Source organism: Achromobacter sp. UMC71 (assembly GCF_014170305.1).
GTDB lineage: Bacteria > Pseudomonadota > Gammaproteobacteria > Burkholderiales > Burkholderiaceae_B > Achromobacter.
The window spans coordinates 163,115-183,517 of sequence record NZ_LZZT01000015.1; the positions used below are offsets into that span (position 1 = coordinate 163,115).

Genomic DNA, 20,403 nt, shown 5'->3' on the forward strand with positions numbered 1-20,403 from the left:
CGGAAAATCAACGGCTGTGGATGTTGATTTCGGGGAAGAAGAAAGCCACTTCGACAGCAGCCGTTTCCGGAGCGTCGGAGCCGTGCACGGCGTTGGCGTCGATGCTGTCGGCGAAGTCGGCGCGGATGGTGCCCGGAGCGGCCTTCTTGGGGTCCGTGGCGCCCATCAGGTCGCGGTTCTTCAGGATGGCGTCTTCGCCTTCCAGCACTTGCACGAACACGGGACCGGAGATCATGAAGTCAACCAGGTCCTTGAAGAAGGGGCGCTCTTTGTGCACGGCGTAGAAACGCTCGGCGTCGGCGCGCGACAGCTGGGCCAGACGGGCGGCGATGACCTTCAGGCCGGCTTGCTCGAAGCGGCCGACGATCTGGCCGATGACGTTCTTGGCGACGGCGTCGGGCTTGATGATCGAGAGGGTACGTTGGATGGACATGAGAACTCCGAAAACTGATTGCTGACTGGTTTCTATAATTGCCTGGCGTGGCCTGCGCTTGTTGGTGTCACCCTTCAAGCGGCATCGCGCTGTGGGCGCGCAAGCGGTTCGGAACGAATGCATGTCCCGGACCGGCCCGGCCGCCTATGACCCAGGCGGGGATTCGACACTGCCTACCCTTTCAAGCCCAACGATGAAGCCCGCCTCGCTTTGCGCAATCCGTTTTTGGCAAAACACTTTTGGCAAAACATTTTCGGCGAAACCTCAATGAATTCAGGGACTTCTAAAAGGTTTACAGTAACCCGGTATTCTAACACGCCGATACGACCGCATTACATCTTAAAATGAGCGGTTTGCTTGCCCGTATCCATCGACCGGGCGCCCTGTCTGCCGGAACCCTGTAATGACTCAAGCCGCTCCCCCGAACGCCGCGAATCCCGCGAGCGACACCCCGGAACTCTCCAAGAGCTTTGAACCCGCCGAACTCGAATCCCGCTGGTATGCCGAGTGGGACAAGCGCGGGTACTTCGCTGCCGGTTCGCACGTAAAACCGGGGACGGAAACCAAGCCCTACGTAATCCAGTTCCCGCCGCCCAACGTGACCGGCACCCTGCACATGGGCCACGCGTTCAACCAGACCATCATGGACGGCCTGGTGCGCTACCACCGCATGCTGGGCGACGACACCGTATTTATTCCGGGGACAGACCACGCCGGCATCGCCACGCAGATCGTGGTTGAAAGACAGCTGGACGCCCAGAAGGTTTCGCGCCACGACCTGGGCCGCGAGAAATTCATCGAGAAAGTCTGGGAATGGAAGGAAAAGTCGGGCAACGCCATCACCGGCCAGGTGCGCCGGCTGGGCGCTTCGGCCGACTGGCCGCGCGAGTACTTCACCATGGACGACCGCATGTCGCGCGGCGTGGTGGAGACTTTTGTCCGCCTGCACAAACAGGGACTGATCTACCGCGGCAAGCGTCTGGTGAACTGGGACCCCAAGCTGCTGACGGCCGTGTCCGACCTGGAAGTCCAGTCGGAAGAAACCGACGGCCACATGTGGCACATCCTCTACCCCTTCGTCGACGGTCCGCAGACCATCGTCGATAAGGACGGCCAGACGGTCACCCTGCGCGGCATGACCATCGCCACCACCCGCCCCGAAACCATGCTGGCCGACGGCGCGCTGTGCGTGCACCCCGAAGACCCGCGCTACAAGCACCTGGTCGGCAAGGAAGTCGAACTGCCGCTGTGCGACCGCAACATCCCCATCATCGCGGATGATTTCGTCGACCCCGCATTCGGCACGGGCTGCGTGAAGATCACCGGCGCGCACGATTTCAACGACTACGCCTGCGCGATGCGTCACGATCTGCCGCTGATCGTCATCTTCACGCTGGACGCGCACATCAACGAAAACGGCCCCAAGCAGTTCCAGGGCCTGGAACGCTATGAGGCCCGCAAGGCTGTCGTCGCCCAGTTGGAAGCCGAGGGCTACCTGGTCAAGGTCGAGCCGCACAAGATGATGCAGCCCAAGGGCGACCGCACCGGCGTCGTGCTCGAGCCCATGTTGACCGACCAATGGTTCGTGGCCATGAGCAAGCCGGCCCCGGAAGGCACGCTGAACCCGGGCAAGAGCATCACCGAAGTAGCGCTGGAAGTCGTGGCCGACGGCCGCATCCAGTTCTACCCGGACAACTGGACCACCATCTACAACCAGTGGCTGAACAACATCCAGGACTGGTGCATCTCGCGCCAACTGTGGTGGGGCCACCAGATCCCCGCCTGGTACTCGGAAGACGGCCAGGTGTTCGTGGCGCACGACCAGGCCGAAGCCGAGGCGCAGGCCCGCGCGGCCGGCGTGACGGGCGAACTCACGCGCGACCCCGACGTGCTGGACACCTGGTTCTCGTCGGGCCTGGTGCCCTTCACCACCCTGGGCTGGCCGGACAAGACGGCCGACCTGGAACGCTACCTGCCGTCGAGCGTGCTGGTCACGGGCTTTGACATCATCTTCTTCTGGGTGGCGCGTATGGTCATGCTGACCACGCACCTGACCGGCCAGATCCCGTTCAAGCACGTCTACGTGCACGGCCTGATCCGCGACGCGGACGGCCAGAAGATGAGCAAATCCAAGGGCAACACGCTGGATCCGGTCGACCTGATCGACGGCATCGACCTGGACGGCCTGGTGACCAAGCGCACCTACGGCCTGATGAACCCCAAGCAGGCCGGCAGCATCGAAAAGGCCACGCGCCGCCAATACCCCGACGGCATCCCGGCCTTCGGCACCGACGCGCTGCGCTTCACCATGGCCGCCTACGCCACCCTGGGCCGCAACATCAACTTCGACCTGAAGCGCTGCGAGGGCTACCGGAACTTCTGCAACAAGCTCTGGAACGCCACCCGCTTCGTACTGATGAACACCGAAGGCCATGACCTGACGGGCCCGGAAACCGGCGAACTGTCGTTCGTGGACCGCTGGATCGTCAGCCAGTTGCAGGCCCTGGAAGCCGACGTGGCGCGCGGCTTTGCCGACTACCGCTTCGACAACATCGCCAACGCGCTGTACCGCTACATCTGGGACGAGTACTGCGACTGGTACCTGGAACTGGCCAAGGTGCAGATCCAGACCGGCACGCCGGCCCAGCAATTGGGTACCCGCCGCACGCTGATCCGCGTCCTGGAAGGCGTGCTGCGCCTGGCCCACCCCATCATCCCGTTCATCACGGAAGAGCTGTGGCAAAAGGTCTCTGTCGTGGCCGGCAAGCGCAAGGAAGGCGTCGCCGACAGCGTCAGCGTCCAGCCCTACCCGCAAGCCAACCCGGCCGCCGTGGACACCGCCGCCGAAGCCGACGTGGCTGAACTGAAGGCGCAGGTGGAAGCAGTGCGCGCGCTGCGCGGCGAGATGAACCTGTCGCCCGCACAAAAGGTGCCGCTGTGCGCCCAGGGCGATGCGCCCACGCTGACGCGCAACGCGCCCTACCTGGCCGCGCTGGCCAAGCTCAGCCAGGTCGACGTGCTGGATGCCCTGCCCGACGCCGGCGCGCCGGTGCAGGTGGTGGGCGCCAGCCGCCTGATGCTGCACGTCGAGATCGACGTGGCGGCCGAGCGCATTCGCCTGGACAAGGAAATCGCGCGCCTGGAAGGCGAGATCGCCAAGGCCAACGCCAAGCTGTCCAACGCCAGCTTCGTCGAACGCGCCCCGGCGGCCGTCGTCGAGCAGGAAAAAGCCCGCGTCGGGCAGTTCGGCGAAACACTGCAGAAGGTGCGCGAGCAGCGCGGCAAGCTGGGCAACTGATGCCCGGCAGGCGCCGCGCCTGCCTCGATGAAACCCGGCCCCGGACAATGTCCGGGGCTTTTTTTCGGCCGTCGTGGATGCGCCTTGCGCTGGCCGGGCTACACGCCGCCGTCGGTCAGCCGATACCAGGTCACCACCGCATTCACATACAGACGGCGCAAGCCGTACAGCGGAAACGGCGTTACCGCCGACAGCGGCACGGGCAAGGCCTTGGCGTCGCCGCTGACCAGGTACTGCGCCATGGCGCGGCCCATGCTGGTCTGCAGGCCCACGCCGCGCCCCTGGCAACCGATGTCCACCAGCAGGCCGGGTTCAGGCTCGTGCAGGTGCGGCAGGTAATCGCGGGTAATGGCCACCCTCCCGCACCAGCGGTATTCAAACGGCGTGCCCTTGACCTGCGGGAACATTTTCACCATCACCCGCTCCAGGTGCGCCCAGTCCTGCGGCCCCTTGGGTTCGCGGAACGGCCCGCGCCCGCCCATGAGCAGGCGGCCCTGATGATCCAGCCTGAAATACAGCAGCAGGTTGCGGGTATCGGAGGTGACGTGACCTTCCGGGAAGATGCCGGCGCGCATGGCCGCCGGCAAGGGAACGGTGGCCACCTGGAACGTATTGGCGTCGATGATCGAGGTCTTCAGACCCGGCAACAGATCGGCGCCGTAGGCATTGGTACACATCACCACCCGATCGGCGGTGACCGTCGCGCCGCCCGCCGTGGCGGCCGTCCACTTGCCGCCGTCGCGCTTCAGGCCGGCGACCGGCGTGTCCGTATGGATCACGGCGCCCGCGTTCAAGGCCGCCCGGGCAAGGCCACGCGCATAGCTAAGCGGCTGCACCGCGCCCGCCCGCCGGTCGACCCAGCCGCCCAGGTAGCGGTCGGTGCCGATCAGGCGCGACACCTGCGCCTTGTCCAACGGCTGCGCATCGGCGCCATGGCGCGCCCATTGCGCCGCCCGCGCATGCGCCACGTCCAGGGCCGCGGCATTGTGCGCGCCCTGGATCCAGCCCTGGCGCACATGCGGCACGTCCATCGCGTGCCGCTCGATCAGGTTGAACACCGAATCGGCGGTGGCACCGGCAAAACGCACCAGCCGCTCGCCGCGTTCCGCGCCAAACATGGCGATCAGCGCGTCCGGATCGTATTTCAGCCCAGGAATGACCTGCCCGCCATTGCGGCCAGAACCGCCAAAGCCGATCTCGCGCGCTTCCAGCAGCACGACCCGCACGCCCTGCTCAGCCAGATGCAGCGCGGTGCTCAGGCCCGCATAGCCGCCGCCGACCACGAGCACATCGGCCTGGGTCGACTGCGTCAACGGCTGGGTGTCCGGCGGCGGCGCGGCCGTGGCAGCCCAGAGCGATGGAGAAAGGGGAAACGGCGTCTGCGGCATGGCGGTTCCTTACATGGGGTGCAGTACACGGCGCAGGAAGTCCTGCGTGCGGGGGTGCTGCGGATGATTGAGGACTTCGCGGGCGGCGCCCTGCTCCACGATCACGCCGCCGTCAAAGAACATGACGCGGTCCGCGACTTCGCGTGCAAAGCTCATCTCGTGCGTCACGACCACCATGGTCATGCCCGCCTCGGCCAACTTGCGCATCACGCCCAGCACATCGCCCACCAATTCGGGGTCCAGCGCCGAGGTCGGCTCGTCAAACAGGATGGCCTTGGGCTGCATGGCCAGCGCCCGAGCGATCGCCACGCGTTGCTGCTGGCCGCCGGACAATTGCGGAGGATGGGCGTCCGCCTTGTCGGCCAGACCGACACTGGCCAGCAGCTCGCGGCCGCGCTCCAGCGCCTGGGCCCGCGGCTCGTTCTTGACATAGATCGGCCCCTCGACCACGTTCTCCAGCGCCGTGCGATGGGGAAACAGATTGAAGCGCTGGAACACCATGGCCACCTGCGTGCGGATCGAGACGATCGACGCCGCATCGCAATCCACCCGTTCGCCATCGACCGTGATGCTGCCGGCGTTGTAACGCTCGAGTCCGTTGATGCATCGCAGGATGGTGGATTTGCCCGAGCCGGACGGCCCGATGACGCACACGACTTCACCCTTGGTGACCTCGGCGTCGATGCCCTTGAGCACCTCAAGCGGACCGAAGCTCTTGCGCACTCCCTTGAGTTCGATCATTTTGCGGCGCTCCTTTTTTCCAGATGCCGCACCAGCAGGATCAGCGGCACGCACATGATCAGGTACATCAGCGCCACCAGCGAGAACACCGTGGCGTTCTTGAAGGTGGACACCGCGATCAGCTTGCCCTGCAGGGCAAGCTCGGCCACCGTGATGGTGGACGCCTGCGACGAATCCTTGAGCATCATGATCATGATGTTGCCGTACGGCGGCAGAACGATCTTGACGGCCTGCGGCAGCACCACCCGGCGCATGGTCATGCTCCAGCTCATGCCCATGGCCATCGCGGCTTCGATCTGGCCGCGGTCGATGGCCTCGATGCCGGCGCGGAAGTTCTCGGCCTGATAGGCCGAATACGCCACGCCCAGTCCGATGATGGCGGCCTGCACGGCCGTCAGCGACACGCCCATGTCCGGCATGACGAAGTAGATATAGAACAGCAACACGATGATCGGGATGCCGCGCAGCAGGTTGATGACGCCCGCGCTGATCTTGGCCAGGTATTTGTTGCCGGACACGCGCATCAGCGCCCATACCAGGCCGAGCACCGTGGACAGGGCCAGCGACCCCAGCGTCACCAGGATGGTGAGCTTGGCGCCCTGCAGCAATATCGGCAGGTATTCCGCCGCGTCCTTGAAAAATTCCGTCATGCTTGATTCACCCCAACAAGACTGCGCCCGAAGACGCCGGTCGCGGCGAGCCCGCCCGCGCGCGGTCGCGCGCAAGCCGGGTACACGCCCATCGTGGTCCGGCACCTGCTCTCAAACAGGCGTCAGGCGCCCAAGCCCCACTTCTTCAGGATCCGGTCGATGGAACCGTCCGCCTTCAACTTGGCCAGCGCCTTGTTGATGCGGTCCAACAACGCCGTGTCGTCCTTGCGGGTGGCCAGCCCCAGGCTGCCCATGACGGTGGGCTGATAGGACTGCGCCATTTTCAGGTTGGGATAGTTGCCCTGGGTCAGGATGTACGCCGCGATCGGAAAATCCATGAAGCCGCCCTGGATCCGGCCTGCATTGGCGTCGCGCATCATGTCGGGCGGGTTGTCGTACAGTTTCACTTCCTTGAAGACGCCGCTTTTCTGGATCGGCTCGACAAAGGCAGTACCCACCTGCACGCCGACCGTCATGCCCTGCATGTCGGCAAAGGACTTGTATTCCTTGTTGTCGCTCTTGAGCACCATCAGGCCTTCACCGTAACGGTAGACGGGCTCGGAAAAGCTCACCACCTGCTGGCGCTGCGGCGTGATGAACATGGCCGCCGAGACGATATCGATACGCTTGGAGGTGAGCGATCCGATCAGCGCGGAGAATGCCATCGGTTCGATCTGCACCTCGAACCCCGCCTCTTTGCCAACCGCCTTGACGATGTCGACCATTACGCCTTCGATGCTGTTGGTCTTGGTATCGAGAAACGTGAACGGGCTGCCGGTAGGCGTGGAGCCCACCTTCACGACCGTTTGGGCCTGCGCGCCCGCGGCCATGGACAATGCTGCAAATACAGAGACAACCAGAGTCTTGAATTTCATGACATTTCCTCATCGTGGCAAAGAGTCCCGGGCACTGCCCGGACGGCGGATGATCCCCAGTGTCATCGCGCCGCTTTACTGCCCGCGCGCTCACGGCGCCCGTTGCGTCTCATCCCCCGCGGCTTGATTGATATTGGAAATGGCCCAGATGACTTCGGTCGTCTGCGACCCGGGATTGCGCCAGCGGCGCGGCGTGCTGCTGGCATAGCAAAAACTGTCACCTTCCTTGAGCAGCACGACGCGGTCGCCTACCCAGAGCTCGAGCGAGCCCTTGAGCACCACGCCGATCTGCTCGCCCTGCCCCGTCACGAACAATTCGCTGCCGGTCGAGCCCCCAGGTTCGATGGTGGCGCGGCACAAGTCCATGCTGCGGCAGGCCGGCGGCGTGTACATCTCTTTGACGATGCCTTTTTCGCGCAGATCGATGTAGCGGTGCGTGCCGGCCCGGGCCACCCGACCGCCGTCTTCGCCTTCGGTGTGCTCGGCGTTGCGCAGCAAGGCATTGACCGACACGCCGAACTCGCGCGCCAATTGGTGCAGCGTCTTGACCGAAGCCGAACTCAAGCCCCGCTCGATCTGGCTGAGCAAGCCCAGCGACATGCCGCAAGCCCGCGCTACGTCCGCCAGCGACCGCCCCTGCTGCTTTCGCAGCTGGCGCAACTGCTGGCCCAGCCAGAGGTCCACCGCGGATTCAGGGCGGCCGGCGAGCAAGACCGGCTTGAGCGGCGCGGCGTCGATGCTTCGCAAGGAAGAAGATTTGCTCATATGAAAATTTCATTTTTATGTAATTTTCAATACTAAGGAGCGACGAAACCGGCCACAACCTAGGAACATCCCTAGCGAGCAGGCAACAAGAAAACGGGGGAAGGATGACGTCTTGCGACGCACCGGTAGTGGACATCGGCGCCAGATACCCGCGCCCTGGCAGCGCGGACCCACCGCATCGCAGCGGGCCGACACCCGCGAGGCCCCGCGGCGGATTGGGTCAGGTCGTCTTGGGCTTGGCGCCGCGACGCCGCTTCTTGGGCTCGGGCAAAGGGTCGCCCGCCCATTCGGCCAGATAGCGCTCGTCGGCCTGGGTCAGCCAGCCTTGGGCACGGGCCGCCTCGATCAATTCAGGCCGACGGGTCGCGGTCAATTCCAGCGACCGCTCGCGGCGCCAGCGCGCGATATTGGCATGGTGCCCGCTGAGCAGCGGCGCGGGCACGGGCGCGCCTTCGTATACCTCGGGACGCGTGTAATGCGGGCTGTCCAGCAGGCCGGACAAGGTGTCGTTGAAGGAGTCCTGCAACGCGGAGTCGCCGTCGTTCAGGACGCCGGGCAACAGGCGCACGGCAGCGTCGATCACGGCCAGCGCCGCGATTTCCCCGCCGGACAGGACGAAGTCGCCCAGGGATATTTCGTGCGTGACGCAGCGCTCGATGAAACGCTGGTCGACGCCTTCGTAGCGGCCGCAGATCAGGATCAGGCCATCGCTGGCAGCCAGGGCTTCGGCGCCAGCCTGATCATAGCGCTTGCCCACGGGCGCCAGCAGCGCCACGGGGGCCGGGGCCAGGCCTTGCGCCGCGCGCGCCGCCTGGGCAGCGCCGACGGCGGCCTCAAGCGGGGCCGCCATCATCACCATGCCGGGGCCGCCGCCATAAGGGCGGTCGTCCACGGTGCGGTGTATATCGTGCGTGAAATCACGCGGATTCCAGGTGTGCAGGGACCACCGGCCCTGGGCATGCGCCCGGCCGGTGACGCCTAGGTCGCGCACCACCCCGAACATTTCGGGAAAGAGCGTCACGACGTCAATGCGCATCAGAGATCCGCGGGCCAGTCGCTATCGATGCGGCGAGCGGCCAGATCGACGGCGTGGATGTGCGCGCGTACGAACGGAACGAGCATTTCGGCGGGCTTTCCCTTGGCGTTCAGAATGGTTTCGGGACCGTCGCCCCCCTCCTTCTGGCACAAGACCTTCAAGACGGCGTGAGCGCCGTTATCAAGGACTTCGTCCACCACGCCGATGAGCGCGGATTCGCCGCCCGCCGTGGTGTACAGCGAGCAGCCAATGAGATCCACCCAGTAGTATTCGTCTTCGTCGGGCGCGGGGAAGGAACCCCGCGGCGCCTGCACGGAAAAACCGCGCAGCGCTTCGGCCTGATCTCGATCGGCGATGCCGCTCAGCTGGGCCACCACGGTGGCGCCTTGTGAACGGGCTTGCACAACCTTGAATGCGACAGGCGCAGACGCGACAGCGCCCCGCGCCAATTCAGGCACAGGGCGAGTCAACCACCATTGAGAAGCTGAGAGCAGCACTTCGGCGTTGGCCGAATGCGGCTGCACCTTTACCCAGCCTTTCACACCGTAGGCCGCAGTAATGCGGCCCAGCTCGATCAAGTCCGCAGGCGCCGCGTTGGAATTTGCGGCATCAGACATGTATCGGGCAGTCGGTTTTATCTTGCGTAGTAAAAACTAGCAGGGTTCAGGATACGACGCGGGCAATTAAGCCGCGGCGGAAACCTTGGCCGAGTAGTCTTTGACCAGACGCTCGACAGCCGGCGACAACTGGGCGCCGTGGCTGGTCCAGTGCTGCACGCGATCCAGCGCAATGCGCAGGTTTTCCGTACCTTCGTTGGCTACGGGGTTGTAAAAACCCACGCGCTCGATGAAACGGCCGTCGCGACGGTTACGCGAATCGGTGGCCACCAGGTTGTAAAACGGACGCTTCTTGGACCCACCGCGGGCCAGGCGAATCACCACCATAGGTAATCCCTTGAATTAGTTGTGAAAAACGGGAAATTCTAGCACTTAAACAAGCCAGCTGGCAAATGCAGGTGCTGAAATATCGGGAGTCGCGCGGGATTTGTGTTCTAAAACACCACATGCGGGTATTCTAGACTTCCGCAAATACGGGCCGGAGCCCGCCGCAGACAGAGTGTAGCCCGTTGGGCGTTTCTGTGCTGCCGTCAGCGCGTTTGAAGAATACACCCGATTGGAAAATCGGCGTTTCCGTCAAACTTCCTCTACCGGAGGGTGCAACATGAAGAACCGTAAAGCTGTCTTCACCCCTGTCGCGCGTTTGGCTTTTGCAGGCTTGCTGGTCGGTATGTTGGCGATGCCCATGGCGGCATCGGCCCGGGTAGTCGGCGCCGCGCTGACCACCACCACGGGCAAGGTCACCGCGGTGGATCCCGCCACCCGCACCATCACACTACAAGGTAACAACGGCAACGTCGTCGACGTCCAGGCTGGCCCGGACGTGCGCAATTTCAAGCAGATCAAGCCGGGCGACACGCTGACGCTGGACTACTACGAATCGGTGGCGGTCGATGTCCGCCCCGCGGGCTCGGGCGCCCCCGAGGTCGTCACCGAAACCGCCGCCACGCGCGCCGCCAAGGGTGCCAAGCCCGGCGGCGCCGCCGGCCGCCAGACCCGGATCACTGCCGAGATCTGGCATATCAACAAAAGCGCCAACCTGGTCACGCTGAAGGGCCCGCAGGGCGGCCTGCGCACCATTCAGGTGCAGGACCCCGCCATGCAGGCTCGGCTGGCACAACTGAAGGAAGGCGATCTGGTGGACTTCACCATCACCCAAGCGGTGGCGGCGGCGATCCACAAGTAGGCGCGCCGCACCGGAAAGCAAAAAGGCCAACCTGGGAAGGCTGGCCTTTTTTCATGGCGATTGCGTAGACCTTAGCGGCGGCGCAGATAGTGCACGCCACGGCCGTCGGCCTCGTGCTGGGCCACCAGGACGTTGCCCGTCTGGCGGGCAAAGGCCTGGAAGTCGCGGATAGCGTTGCGGTCGGTGGTAATGACGCGCAGCACCTGCCCGCTTTCCATTTGCGCCAAGGCTTTCTTGGCGCGCAGGATGGGCAAGGGACAGGTCAAGCCGCTGGCATCCACGTCCTGGTCGAAGGGCGGCGCTTGCGCGCCGGACTCGTGGCCCATGTCAGAGACGCTCATCAACCCACTTCTGCACGCTGGCGATCGCGGCCGGCAAGGCTGCGATGTCGGTGCCGCCGCCCATGGCCATGTCGGGACGGCCGCCGCCCTTGCCGCCCACCTGGCTGGCGACGAAGCCCACCAGGTCGCCGGCCTTGATGCGGTCGGTCAGGTCGGCCGTCACGCCGCCCACCACGCTGATCTTACCGTCGGCCGAGCCGGTGGCAAGCAGCACGACGGCGGGCTTGAGGCGGTCTTTCAGGTTGTCGACCATGCCGCGCAGAGCCTTGGGATCCACGTCGCCGATACCGGCGGCCAGGACCTTGATGCCCTTGACCTCGACGGCGGCGCTGGTAGCCAGGTCATTACCGGCGCTGGCGGCCAGCTTGTTGCGCGACTGTTCCAGGTCTTTTTCGAGCTGCTTGACCTGGTCTTGCACCTGCGCGATGCGGGCCGGCAGATCGGCCGGCGTGCTGCGCAGCATGCCGGCCAGCTGGGTCACCAGGGCGTTCTGGTTCTGCACCCAGGCCAGGGCGTTGTCGCCCGTGATGGCCTCGATGCGGCGCACGCCGGCGGCCACGCCGCCTTCGGAGACGATCTTGAACAGGCCGATATCGCCGGTACGGCTGACATGGGTGCCGCCGCAGAGTTCGCGCGAGAAGCCGATATCCAGCACGCGCACGGTATCGCCGTATTTTTCGCCGAACAGCGCCATGGCGCCGCCCTTGACCGCGTCATCGTAGGCCATGACCTGGGCCACGGTGGGCTGGTTGGCCAGGACTTCGGCGTTGACGATGGCCTCGACGCGCGCGATCTGCTCGGCAGTCAGCGGCGCATCCTGCGCGAAGTCGAAGCGGGTCTTGTCGGGATCGACCAACGAGCCGCGCTGCTGCACGTGCGCGCCCAGCACCTGGCGCAACGCCTTGTGCATCAGGTGGGTGGCCGAGTGATTGCGCACAGTACGGGCGCGGCGCACCGCATCCACGCGCGCCAGCAGGGTGTCACCCACCGACAGCGTGCCCTCTTCGAGGGTGCCGTGATGGCCGAACACGCCGGATTGGATCTTCAGGGTGTCGGCCACCGCAAAACGCACGCCAGCGGCTTCGAGCAAGCCGGTATCGCCGACCTGACCGCCCGACTCCGCATAGAACGGGGTGGCGTCCAGCACGACCACGGCGCTTTGTCCGGCCTGGACTTGCTTGACCTGGGTGCCGTCGACGTACAGGGCCGTGACCTTGACGTTATCGAGTTCGAGCTTTTCGTAGCCTTCGAAGCGCGTTTCTGCGCCTTCGTAGCTCAGGCCTTCGGCCATCTTGAACTTGCCGGCGGCGCGAGCCTGGTCGCGCTGGCGCTCCATGGCGACTTCGAAGCCAGCCATGTCGACGTCGACTTCGCGTTCACGGCAGATGTCGGCCGTGAGGTCCACCGGGAAACCGTAGGTGTCGTACAGGGTGAACAGCGTGGTGCCGTCCAGCAGGCCGCCCTTGGGCACATTGGCCAAGGCCGTGTCCAGGATGCGCATGCCATGTTCGAGGGTTTCGCCGAAGCGCTCTTCTTCTTGCTTGAGCACCTGCGCCACGCGCTCGGCCGTGGTGGCCAGCTCGGGGTAGGCTTCGCCCATTTCGGCGACCAGATCGGGCACCAGGCGGTAGAAGAACGGCTTGGTCTGGCCAAGCTTGTAGCCGTGGCGCAGCGCGCGGCGGACGATGCGGCGCAGCACGTAGCCGCGGCCTTCGTTGCTGGGAATCACGCCGTCGACGATCAGGAACGAGCAGGCGCGGATGTGATCGGCGATGACCTTGAGCGAATTGTTTTCCAGATCCTTCACGCCGGTTTCGCGAGCCGCGGCGGCGATCAGGTGCTGGAACAGGTCGATTTCATAGTTGGAATGCACGCCTTGCAGCACGGCGGCGATGCGTTCCAGGCCCATGCCGGTATCGACACAGGGGCGCGGCAGGCGCGGCATGTTGCCGGCGGCATCGCGCTCGAACTGCATGAACACCAGGTTCCAGATTTCGATGTAGCGGTCGCCGTCTTCTTCGGGCGATCCCGGGGGGCCGCCCCAGATGTCGGGGCCGTGGTCGAAGAAGATTTCCGAGCACGGGCCGCACGGGCCGGTGTCGGCCATCTGCCAGAAGTTATCCGAGGCGTAGCGGGCGCCCTTGTTGTCGCCGATGCGGATGATGCGCTCGACCGGCACGCCGACTTCCTTGGCCCAGATGTCGTAGGCTTCGTCGTCTTCCTGGTAGACGGTGACCCACAGCTTTTCGGCCGGCAGCTTGTAGACCTGGGTCAGCAGCTCCCAGGCGTACTGGATCGCATCGCGCTTGAAGTAGTCGCCGAAGCTGAAATTACCCAGCATTTCGAAGAACGTATGGTGACGGGCGGTGTAGCCCACGTTCTCCAGGTCGTTGTGCTTGCCGCCGGCGCGCACGCTGCGCTGCGACGACGTGGCTCGCGTATACGACCGCGATTCCTTGCCCGTGAACACGTCCTTGAACTGGACCATGCCCGAATTGGTAAAGAGCAGGGTCGGATCGTTGCCCGGCACGAGCGACGACGAAGGAACAATGGTGTGTCCCTTGGACTTGAAGAATTGCAGGAACTGCTGGCGAATCTCGGAGGATTTCATCTTGGATGAAGCAGAATTTAGGCGAATTTTTGATTATAGAGGGTAGTCGGCGGCTTGCGCTGCCGGGCCCGCCCTGCCCTCAACGCATGCATATGTAGCCGATGGTCCAGCCCACCTCGGCGTCCCACGCTCCCCCCGCCGACACCAAGACCGCAGAATACCCAGGCGGACAAGAGCAGGCGCCCGTACGCGGATTGGCGGTGGATTGACCCGACATCTGGACGCATCCACGGGGATGATTGATGCTGAACGCCCCGCCGAAACCGCCGCTGCTGGCCTGCTGCCAGAGGCCGGACTGGCAGCTCAGCAGTTCGCCGCCCCCCGAACGCGCGACCCCGGCGGGCGCGTTGGCACAGCTCTCGCCGGCCCTCGCCTGCCCCTGCAGTTCCAGATATTCGCCGGTACGCAGCCGGCCAGCGGCTGTCAGGCTGCCCCGAAGGTCCGGGTCGCGGACGTCACGCAGCTTGACGTACTTGTCCGCTTCCGACCGCTCAAGGCCCGCCCAGGCGGCGAGGGTGCCCGCAGGATAGGCCGGGGCGCCAGGCGTGGCAGGGTTGGCAAAACTGAATGCCGCGCCCCGCAAGGCGCCGGGCGCTGCCGGCCAGACCGCGCCGCCATAGCCGCCGACGGACTCGATCACAACCGCGATGGCAGCTAGGTCAGGGTAATGCGTCCCTGTTTTCAAGAGCGGCTTATCGGTGTAGATCAATGCATCCAGGCGGCACGGCTGACCAGGGCAGGTGGCCGTTCGCAGCAGGCCTATCCGTACACCGAAGCCCAAGGCTGATTGCAGCGGAAAGCCGGCTGGCAGCGCACCGGCGCGGCGCAACTCATCAAGGGTAGGCGCCATGGAGTCGGTAAAAAGTGACGCCCCGCTCGCGCTCTTCGGTGCCTGGCCCGCAGCCCATGCATCGAAATGCCGCAGCAGCGCCTGCTCCATCGCCCCCCGGACCTGGACCAGCCAGGCACCGGTCGAGCGCGCTGCCGCGTCCTCGATACGATGCGCGACCCGATTGGATGCCCAGATCGCGATCAAGGCGGTCAAGGCAAGCGCCAGCACCAATTCAATCAGGGTAAAGCCCGCCTGTCCCGCCGCGGCTCCGTCCGGCCCACCGCCGCTACCCTTCGCGCCCGGGCTCATTTGGCGGTAAACACAAAAGTGTTGGTGTCGCCCTGGCTGCAACGCGTCTGGGCCAGGGCCGCGCGATAGGGCACCGCCGGCACGGCCAACGCATTCTTGACGACGCCCGAGCCATTGTCGCTTTCGATGGCGATGATCTCTGACACGCGCTGCAGCACGGACGCCAGCGCCGGGCAGGCGGCGTTGCTGACGTTGTTCAAGGTGACGGTGAACGCCGCCCCCACGCCTGCGCCGGCCAGCGGCGCAGCGGCCACCAGCACGACGCCGCTGCTGCCCGTGCCGCTGCCGCCCAGACCGTGTGCGATGCGCGCCGACGGCCCCGTGCCCTGCACCGACAACACGCTCGAATCACGCAGCATGTTGGCCATGGCCCCGGTATCCAGGCCCGCATAGGGCGTGACGCCACCGCCTTGCGCATTGACCCGCATGCTGACGATGAAGCGCTGCAATTCCTCGGCCACCTTGGGTACCTTGTTCTCGATGACGTAACTGCCGATGGCGGGAATGCCGACGATGGCGATCAACAGCACAATCGCGGTGACGATGGACACCTCCACCAACGAAAAACCCCGCTGACGCCGGGCGCCCAGGCGACTTGCCATGCAATGTTTCATTCGCTGCTCCATGGTGAAAAACAAACCGCTTCTGCAACAAGCCGGACGCTAGCGGCTTGCATAGAAATTCGTCAGCGCCTGCCGCAGTTCGTCGATGACCGCGTAGTGCCACAAGGTGAGCCCCAACGCCGTGGCGACCGAGGCGATCAGCAGGGCCCAGCGCAGCACCGCGGCCTGCAGGCGCACGCCGACCAACAAGCGCGATTCGACCCGGTGCCGGACCCGCTCCAGACCGGCTTCCATGCCCAACGCGTCCATCATGTCGGCCATGAACCACCAGGTTTCGCGGTCCAGCAGGCCGGTGTCGAAGATTTGCGCGTCGGTGGCGCCGCCATCGATGCGCATCAGCATGCGTTCCAGGTGCAGCGCCAGCCAGGGCTGCGCGCCCCGGCCCTGCACCGTGAGCGCGTGCCGCAACCGCGTGTCGGCGGCGCCGTGCTGGCGCACCAGCACCGCCAGCAGGGAAAGAAAGCGAATGGCGTGAAAATCACGATGCAGGCGCCAGATCAGCCCCTGGTCCAGCCAAGCCCGCCCCGGCCCCGTGTAGTGCGGCAGCGACCACAAGACCAGCGCCCCCAGGCCTACGATCAGGACCAGCCAGGGCGCCAGCCATTGACGAGCCGCGGCAGCCAGCGCAAACAACGCGCGGGTCTGCCGGCCGTAGTCTTCGGCGGGCAGCGCCTGAAACACCTGCTGCAGGCGAGGCGCGGTAAATAGCGGGATCGCGCAGAGCATGGCGAAAGCCACCACCGCCGCCACCACACCCGCGGCAGCAGTGGACACCAGGGCAAAGCGCGCCTCGGTGGCCAGCCGGACCGCCCGCGCCAGATCGCGCAACGCGGCAGACAGATCGCCGCCCTCTTCCTGCACGCATGCCAGCAGCAGGCACTCCTGGTCAGGCAAGGTGCCCTGCCAAGCTGCGCCCAAATCCCCGCCGGCATCCAGATACGCGCCGGCCCAGTGCTGCGACAGGCGACCACGCGGCGTATCGGGCCCGTAACGGCGCGCGTCGTCCTCGAACAGGTCACGCAAGGTCCTGCGGCCTTGAAGGCCATCAATCAGGTCCGCCAGGTATTCGTAGTAGTCGGCGCGCCGCGGCAGAAAGCGCAAGACGTCCAGGCGCAGCCCCAGGTTGCCGCTCCAGCGCAAGCGCCGAGACAATCTGCGCGGCAAGGTCTCAATCATGTCCGCGCTCCGGCGCATGGCAGTCTCCCGGCCCGGACAGCGCCAGGTCGAAACGGCGCAACAGCGCACGCGGGTCCACCTCGCCCTGCGCGACCTTGAATAACGCACTGTTCAACGCCCCGGCCCCACGCGCGGCCTCGTCACGCCAGGACGCGTCAGGCCAGGGCCTGGCCGGCCGCAAGCGGGTGTAGTCCCGCTTGCGCACGCAATCCAGGAATCCATCCGCGCGCTCGGGCTCGATCATTTCGGCTGCCACGCTGCGGCCAATCGTGCCATTGAGATCGGGCAACTGCGGCCGCCGGCAATCGGAGCACCCCTGCGGGTTGCGCACCTTGAGCGTGGCGGCGTCGAGCAGGAAGGCCCGCTCCAGCGCGGCGGTCCATCCACGCCAATGTTCAGCGTCGCGGGGCGCATGGCGGCGCTGCGTCGCCCCCCAAAGTTGGGCGGCAGGCAAGGCGCACGCGGGGCACAGCTTGGGCAGCAAGGTCTGGTAGACGAGCAGCTTGAGGATGCCGGGCGCGGCCAGCAGCTCGCGCGAGACGCCGATGGCGTCCGACGCCAGCCGTTCCGGGATCATCGCCGCCGAGCCGGCGTGTGTCGTGGCGTACAGGCTGATGCCGGAGCTGGCCAGGTCCATGAAGGCCCTGCCGGTATCGATGTCGCGGATCTCACCGATCAACAGATCATTCAGGGCCGAACGCTTGATGGTCTTGAGCTTGGCGTCGAACGCCGGCCAGCCGGACTCGCCCAGGGCACCGCCCAGGCTGTTCTGCAACGCGTTGCCGATGACGTATTCGACCGGGTCTTCCAGCGTGATGATCTTGCGGGTGGGCTCGATGCCCCGCATGAGCGCGGCAAGCGTGGTGGATTTTCCCGCGCCGACGACGCCGGCCAGCACGATGGCGCCGCCCTCACGTTCCCGCGCCTCCCGCAGCGTTTCCACCTGCCTGGGCAGATAGCCCAACGCATGCAGATCGCTGTCGGCGGCGGCATCCAACCGCAGGATGCGCAAGCACACCGAAGGCCCCGCATCGGTGGCCAGCGACGCCCAGCGCAGTACGACGGGCACGCCGGCTAATTCCAGCGCAATCCGGCCTTGTTGCTCCAGCGCGGGGTCGAACACCGCGCCATTGCCGCCGCGCACGTCCATCCAGGCCACGGCCAGCACTTCCAGCAGCGTGGCGTTGGACAGGCCCGAGAAGCGCTCCGCGATGACGTAGTCGCCATGGATGGTGTAGCGGATCTCGCAGCGCTCGCGCCGCTGGTTCACGTTGATGTGCACGTCGCTGGCCCCCTGCGCGACGCCCCACCCCACGATGTCCAGGAATAACGCCGCCAAGGCGGAGGTGCGCGCGGCCTGGCGTGCGCCGCCACGCCGGGAAAGACCCGGCGCGGCGAGCTGACCGCGCGCGACCATCAGCAGCAAAGCGGCAGGCAGCACGTAGCGCGCCGGCTTGGCGAGCCGGTAGCCCTGAGTCCGCACCATGCGCTCGACTTCGTCTATGGCGTCGCCCACGCAGAACTCCTTGACCGCGAAGATGGCCACGTCGCCGTTTTCGAGCAGGACCGGGCAGAGCCTGCCCGCCATGGCGGCAAGGTCGAACTCGCGGCCAAGTGCGCGCGAAAAGGCCGGATCGAGACGCGCAATGTCTTCGGGCGCGTCCAGCGCGCACAGGGTGGCACCCAGTGCGCCGGCAGAGGGAGATGATGCCGTCATGGCGCGGGGCTCCCGGCATCCAGACAGGCGCGAATATCACGGTCGCCCCGGCGCAGCCGCACGCACCCGCCGTCCACCGCCACCAACTGATAGGCCTGGGCGACCTGGGCGCCAGCTACCGGTGTCGCGCGGCCGGCCTGGTAGCGCAGCAAGGCGCCATTGACAATCAGATCGACCTGCAACCGCCTGGCCACGCCGAATATCGCTGCCACGCGAACGTCGTCGGATTGAGGGGCGGTCGCGGCCGCGACAGCCGGTGCGCCTGCCGGGCAAATTCCCGGCACGCGGCAATCGGCCAGCGCGGCGGCAGCATCGGCACGCAACAGCGTGCGCACGGTTTCCGCTTCGGGCCAGGCCTGTGGATCCGCGTCGGCGGACGTCTGCGCCACCACATCCGCTGCCAGCGCGGCAACGCTCGCGATGGCCAGAGCAGAACGCCACGGCATCAAGCGTCGCCGCCTGCGTCCCATCGGGCTAATGCTGTTCATAGATGACTCCTTGCAATTCGGCGACCAGCGTGCTGGCGACCAGGCTGGATCGAAGTTGAGGCTGGATGTACACGGCCAGCCGGGACCAGCGCGCCACGCCAAGCCGGCCCGGCAACAACGTGAAGGAACGCAGTGGCCCGTTGAGCACGAGGGACCGGGCGCGCACGTCGGGCGTGAGCACCGCGGGATCAGCAGCCGCGCCGGCCGCTACGGCCGTCGGCAGTGCCAGCACCGCTGGCGCCAGCACGATCGACACGAACGCCGGCCGCAATTGCTGCAGCGTTGCGGCGACACCGAGGTCGACTTGCAGCGGCGTGGGCAACGCCACGTCCACCAGCGACCGCGTTTGCGACGCCACCTGCCACGACAGCGAGGCCTCTTCCAGCGGGTTGAATGACACCTGCCAACCACGCGGCAGCCGCGCGTACAGGCCCTGGTTCGTCGCCTGCCGATGCACCCTGGCGTAGACGGCCTGGCAAAGCCAGCGTTCGGTCTGGGCATCGCATTGCGCGCGCCGCAACGCCCACCCCTGGACTTCGAGCGGCGCATTCACCAACCCCGCCAGTACCCTGCCGAGCTCGGCAGGACCGTGCGCGGGGATGGCGCTTAACAGGATCCGCCGCGCCTGAGCCTGGGCCTCGGGTCCGGTCGCCGGCCCGGCCAGCGCAGGCTCGGTGGGGGGCGGCGGCACGGCGATCTTGCTCCAGAGTGCGGGACCGGCAATGGACAGGGCCAGGCAAATCAAGAACCACCGCAGCACTCGCGGCAACGCCTTCCAATGCGACGGCAAGGCAATCAGTTGCGCAGCCGGATCCCCCGCTGCCTGCAAAGCCGCATAGACCTCGTCGGCATCACGTTCACTCAAATCAGGCCGGGCGATCAAGAGTCGCGCCTGTTCCCGCAGCGCGTCTTCGCGCGACTCGAACAAGCGGTCTGTCTGGGACAGCACGACGCCCGCGTGCGCGGCAACCAGCCAATACCGCCCATCTGGCAGACAAACCAGGCTATGGCCGCCGGCGGGGTATCGCAGCGCGAACAATTGCGCTGCCGCCAGCAGGCGCGGTGCAACCCTGCGGGTGCCTGCGCGGCGCCACGACAGCATGCGGTGTGCCGCCGTGCGGCCATACCCCGCCACGGTGACAGGCGAGCCTGCGACCACATAGTGCGTGGCGCGCAGCCGGCGTCCGCGGGACCTGGCCAACGCGGTAACGTCTGAGCCGATAAGGGCATGCCAGCGCAAGCCAAATACCAGCGCCCGCCCCGCGCCGGGACAATCGATCAGGAGATAATGCGGCGCTCGATTCATGGCGAAGTCCT

19 protein-coding genes are annotated in these 20,403 nt (G+C 65.9%); 2 read left to right on the top strand and 17 right to left on the bottom strand.

What is annotated here, in order from left to right; all coding sequences use genetic code 11:
* Positions 1-7: 7 nt before the first annotated feature.
* On the bottom strand, positions 8-433 hold the full coding sequence (gene ndk, locus A9974_RS07030; RefSeq protein ID WP_006393972.1) for a nucleoside-diphosphate kinase: 426 nt from the start codon (positions 431-433) through the stop codon (positions 8-10).
* Between the two features lie 403 nt (positions 434-836).
* Here ndk and A9974_RS07035 point away from each other — a divergent pair, with 403 nt between their 5' ends.
* Entirely contained in the window at positions 837-3,731 is a 2,895-nt protein-coding gene (locus tag A9974_RS07035; protein WP_183003405.1) for a valine--tRNA ligase, read from the top strand.
* Between the two features lie 98 nt (positions 3,732-3,829).
* Here the strand turns inward: A9974_RS07035 and A9974_RS07040 are convergent, their stop codons facing one another.
* The 8 genes from A9974_RS07040 to rpsP form a co-directional block, all read right to left on the bottom strand.
* The gene (locus A9974_RS07040) at positions 3,830-5,119 is read right to left on the bottom strand and encodes an FAD-binding oxidoreductase (RefSeq protein ID WP_183003406.1); all 1,290 of its coding nucleotides are present in this window, start codon (positions 5,117-5,119) and stop codon (positions 3,830-3,832) included.
* Between the two features lie 9 nt (positions 5,120-5,128).
* On the bottom strand, positions 5,129-5,860 hold the full coding sequence (locus A9974_RS07045; RefSeq protein WP_183003407.1) for an amino acid ABC transporter ATP-binding protein: 732 nt from the start codon (positions 5,858-5,860) through the stop codon (positions 5,129-5,131).
* Positions 5,857-6,510: an amino acid ABC transporter permease gene (locus A9974_RS07050; RefSeq protein ID WP_183003408.1), complete on the bottom strand. Its 654-nt coding sequence runs from the start codon at positions 6,508-6,510 to the stop codon at positions 5,857-5,859. The genes A9974_RS07045 and A9974_RS07050 overlap by 4 nt, the downstream gene beginning before the upstream one ends.
* Positions 6,511-6,632: 122 nt before the next feature.
* On the bottom strand, positions 6,633-7,385 hold the full coding sequence (locus A9974_RS07055) for an ABC transporter substrate-binding protein (RefSeq protein ID WP_183003409.1): 753 nt from the start codon (positions 7,383-7,385) through the stop codon (positions 6,633-6,635).
* Between the two features lie 90 nt (positions 7,386-7,475).
* Complete coding sequence (locus A9974_RS07060; RefSeq protein ID WP_183003410.1) at positions 7,476-8,150, bottom strand: helix-turn-helix domain-containing protein; 675 nt, start codon at positions 8,148-8,150, stop codon at positions 7,476-7,478.
* Positions 8,151-8,370: 220 nt separating this feature from the next.
* Entirely contained in the window at positions 8,371-9,186 is an 816-nt protein-coding gene (gene trmD, locus A9974_RS07065; RefSeq protein ID WP_183003411.1) for a tRNA (guanosine(37)-N1)-methyltransferase TrmD, read from the bottom strand.
* On the bottom strand, positions 9,186-9,803 hold the full coding sequence (rimM, locus tag A9974_RS07070; protein ID WP_183003412.1) for a ribosome maturation factor RimM: 618 nt from the start codon (positions 9,801-9,803) through the stop codon (positions 9,186-9,188). The genes trmD and rimM overlap by 1 nt, the downstream gene beginning before the upstream one ends.
* A 66-nt stretch (positions 9,804-9,869) precedes the next feature.
* Positions 9,870-10,130, bottom strand: coding sequence for a 30S ribosomal protein S16 (rpsP, locus tag A9974_RS07075; RefSeq protein ID WP_183003413.1), 261 nt, complete (start codon positions 10,128-10,130; stop codon positions 9,870-9,872).
* Positions 10,131-10,407: 277 nt separating this feature from the next.
* Here rpsP and A9974_RS07080 point away from each other — a divergent pair, with 277 nt between their 5' ends.
* A complete protein-coding gene (locus A9974_RS07080) occupies positions 10,408-10,989 on the top strand; it encodes a hypothetical protein (protein ID WP_183003414.1) in 582 nt (193 codons plus the stop codon).
* A 71-nt stretch (positions 10,990-11,060) separates the two neighbouring features.
* Here A9974_RS07080 and A9974_RS07085 read toward each other — a convergent pair whose 3' ends face one another.
* The 8 genes from A9974_RS07085 to A9974_RS07120 form a co-directional block, all read right to left on the bottom strand.
* On the bottom strand, positions 11,061-11,330 hold the full coding sequence (locus A9974_RS07085; protein ID WP_183003415.1) for a sulfurtransferase TusA family protein: 270 nt from the start codon (positions 11,328-11,330) through the stop codon (positions 11,061-11,063).
* On the bottom strand, positions 11,317-13,941 hold the full coding sequence (alaS, locus tag A9974_RS07090) for an alanine--tRNA ligase (RefSeq protein WP_183003416.1): 2,625 nt from the start codon (positions 13,939-13,941) through the stop codon (positions 11,317-11,319). Before alaS ends, A9974_RS07085 begins: the two co-directional genes overlap by 14 nt.
* 79 nt (positions 13,942-14,020) lie before the next feature.
* Positions 14,021-15,082 (bottom strand): prepilin-type N-terminal cleavage/methylation domain-containing protein, encoded by a 1,062-nt coding sequence (locus A9974_RS07095; RefSeq protein ID WP_183003417.1) that lies wholly within the window; start codon positions 15,080-15,082, stop codon positions 14,021-14,023.
* Complete coding sequence (locus A9974_RS07100) at positions 15,079-15,684, bottom strand: type 4 pilus major pilin (RefSeq protein WP_183003418.1); 606 nt, start codon at positions 15,682-15,684, stop codon at positions 15,079-15,081. Before A9974_RS07100 ends, A9974_RS07095 begins: the two co-directional genes overlap by 4 nt.
* A 60-nt stretch (positions 15,685-15,744) precedes the next feature.
* Positions 15,745-16,881, bottom strand: a complete 1,137-nt coding sequence (locus A9974_RS07105; RefSeq protein ID WP_183003419.1) for a general secretion pathway protein — start codon at positions 16,879-16,881, stop codon at positions 15,745-15,747.
* Positions 16,874-18,598 (bottom strand): ATPase, T2SS/T4P/T4SS family, encoded by a 1,725-nt coding sequence (locus A9974_RS07110; RefSeq protein WP_183003420.1) that lies wholly within the window; start codon positions 18,596-18,598, stop codon positions 16,874-16,876. Before A9974_RS07110 ends, A9974_RS07105 begins: the two co-directional genes overlap by 8 nt.
* A complete protein-coding gene (locus A9974_RS07115) occupies positions 18,595-19,086 on the bottom strand; it encodes a hypothetical protein (RefSeq protein ID WP_183003421.1) in 492 nt (163 codons plus the stop codon). The genes A9974_RS07110 and A9974_RS07115 overlap by 4 nt, the downstream gene beginning before the upstream one ends.
* Positions 19,073-20,392 (bottom strand): type 4b pilus protein PilO2, encoded by a 1,320-nt coding sequence (locus tag A9974_RS07120; protein WP_183003422.1) that lies wholly within the window; start codon positions 20,390-20,392, stop codon positions 19,073-19,075. The genes A9974_RS07115 and A9974_RS07120 overlap by 14 nt, the downstream gene beginning before the upstream one ends.
* Positions 20,393-20,403 lie beyond the last annotated feature (11 nt).

Excerpts from the sequence above, each read along its gene's own strand:
- ndk (WP_006393972.1), bottom strand. The coding sequence starts at position 433 with ATGTCCATCCAACGTACCCTCTCGATCATCAAGCCCGACGCCGTCGCC.
- A9974_RS07035 (WP_183003405.1), top strand. The coding sequence starts at position 837 with ATGACTCAAGCCGCTCCCCCGAACGCCGCGAATCCCGCGAGCGACACC.
- A9974_RS07040 (WP_183003406.1), bottom strand. The coding sequence starts at position 5,119 with ATGCCGCAGACGCCGTTTCCCCTTTCTCCATCGCTCTGGGCTGCCACG.
- A9974_RS07045 (WP_183003407.1), bottom strand. The coding sequence starts at position 5,860 with ATGATCGAACTCAAGGGAGTGCGCAAGAGCTTCGGTCCGCTTGAGGTG.
- A9974_RS07050 (WP_183003408.1), bottom strand. The coding sequence starts at position 6,510 with ATGACGGAATTTTTCAAGGACGCGGCGGAATACCTGCCGATATTGCTG.
- A9974_RS07055 (WP_183003409.1), bottom strand. The coding sequence starts at position 7,385 with ATGAAATTCAAGACTCTGGTTGTCTCTGTATTTGCAGCATTGTCCATG.
- A9974_RS07060 (WP_183003410.1), bottom strand. The coding sequence starts at position 8,150 with ATGAGCAAATCTTCTTCCTTGCGAAGCATCGACGCCGCGCCGCTCAAG.
- trmD (WP_183003411.1), bottom strand. The coding sequence starts at position 9,186 with ATGCGCATTGACGTCGTGACGCTCTTTCCCGAAATGTTCGGGGTGGTG.
- rimM (WP_183003412.1), bottom strand. The coding sequence starts at position 9,803 with ATGTCTGATGCCGCAAATTCCAACGCGGCGCCTGCGGACTTGATCGAG.
- rpsP (WP_183003413.1), bottom strand. The coding sequence starts at position 10,130 with ATGGTGGTGATTCGCCTGGCCCGCGGTGGGTCCAAGAAGCGTCCGTTT.
- A9974_RS07080 (WP_183003414.1), top strand. The coding sequence starts at position 10,408 with ATGAAGAACCGTAAAGCTGTCTTCACCCCTGTCGCGCGTTTGGCTTTT.
- A9974_RS07085 (WP_183003415.1), bottom strand. The coding sequence starts at position 11,330 with ATGAGCGTCTCTGACATGGGCCACGAGTCCGGCGCGCAAGCGCCGCCC.
- alaS (WP_183003416.1), bottom strand. The coding sequence starts at position 13,941 with ATGAAATCCTCCGAGATTCGCCAGCAGTTCCTGCAATTCTTCAAGTCC.
- A9974_RS07095 (WP_183003417.1), bottom strand. The coding sequence starts at position 15,082 with ATGAGCCCGGGCGCGAAGGGTAGCGGCGGTGGGCCGGACGGAGCCGCG.
- A9974_RS07100 (WP_183003418.1), bottom strand. The coding sequence starts at position 15,684 with ATGGCAAGTCGCCTGGGCGCCCGGCGTCAGCGGGGTTTTTCGTTGGTG.
- A9974_RS07105 (WP_183003419.1), bottom strand. The coding sequence starts at position 16,881 with ATGATTGAGACCTTGCCGCGCAGATTGTCTCGGCGCTTGCGCTGGAGC.
- A9974_RS07110 (WP_183003420.1), bottom strand. The coding sequence starts at position 18,598 with ATGACGGCATCATCTCCCTCTGCCGGCGCACTGGGTGCCACCCTGTGC.
- A9974_RS07115 (WP_183003421.1), bottom strand. The coding sequence starts at position 19,086 with ATGAACAGCATTAGCCCGATGGGACGCAGGCGGCGACGCTTGATGCCG.
- A9974_RS07120 (WP_183003422.1), bottom strand. The coding sequence starts at position 20,392 with ATGAATCGAGCGCCGCATTATCTCCTGATCGATTGTCCCGGCGCGGGG.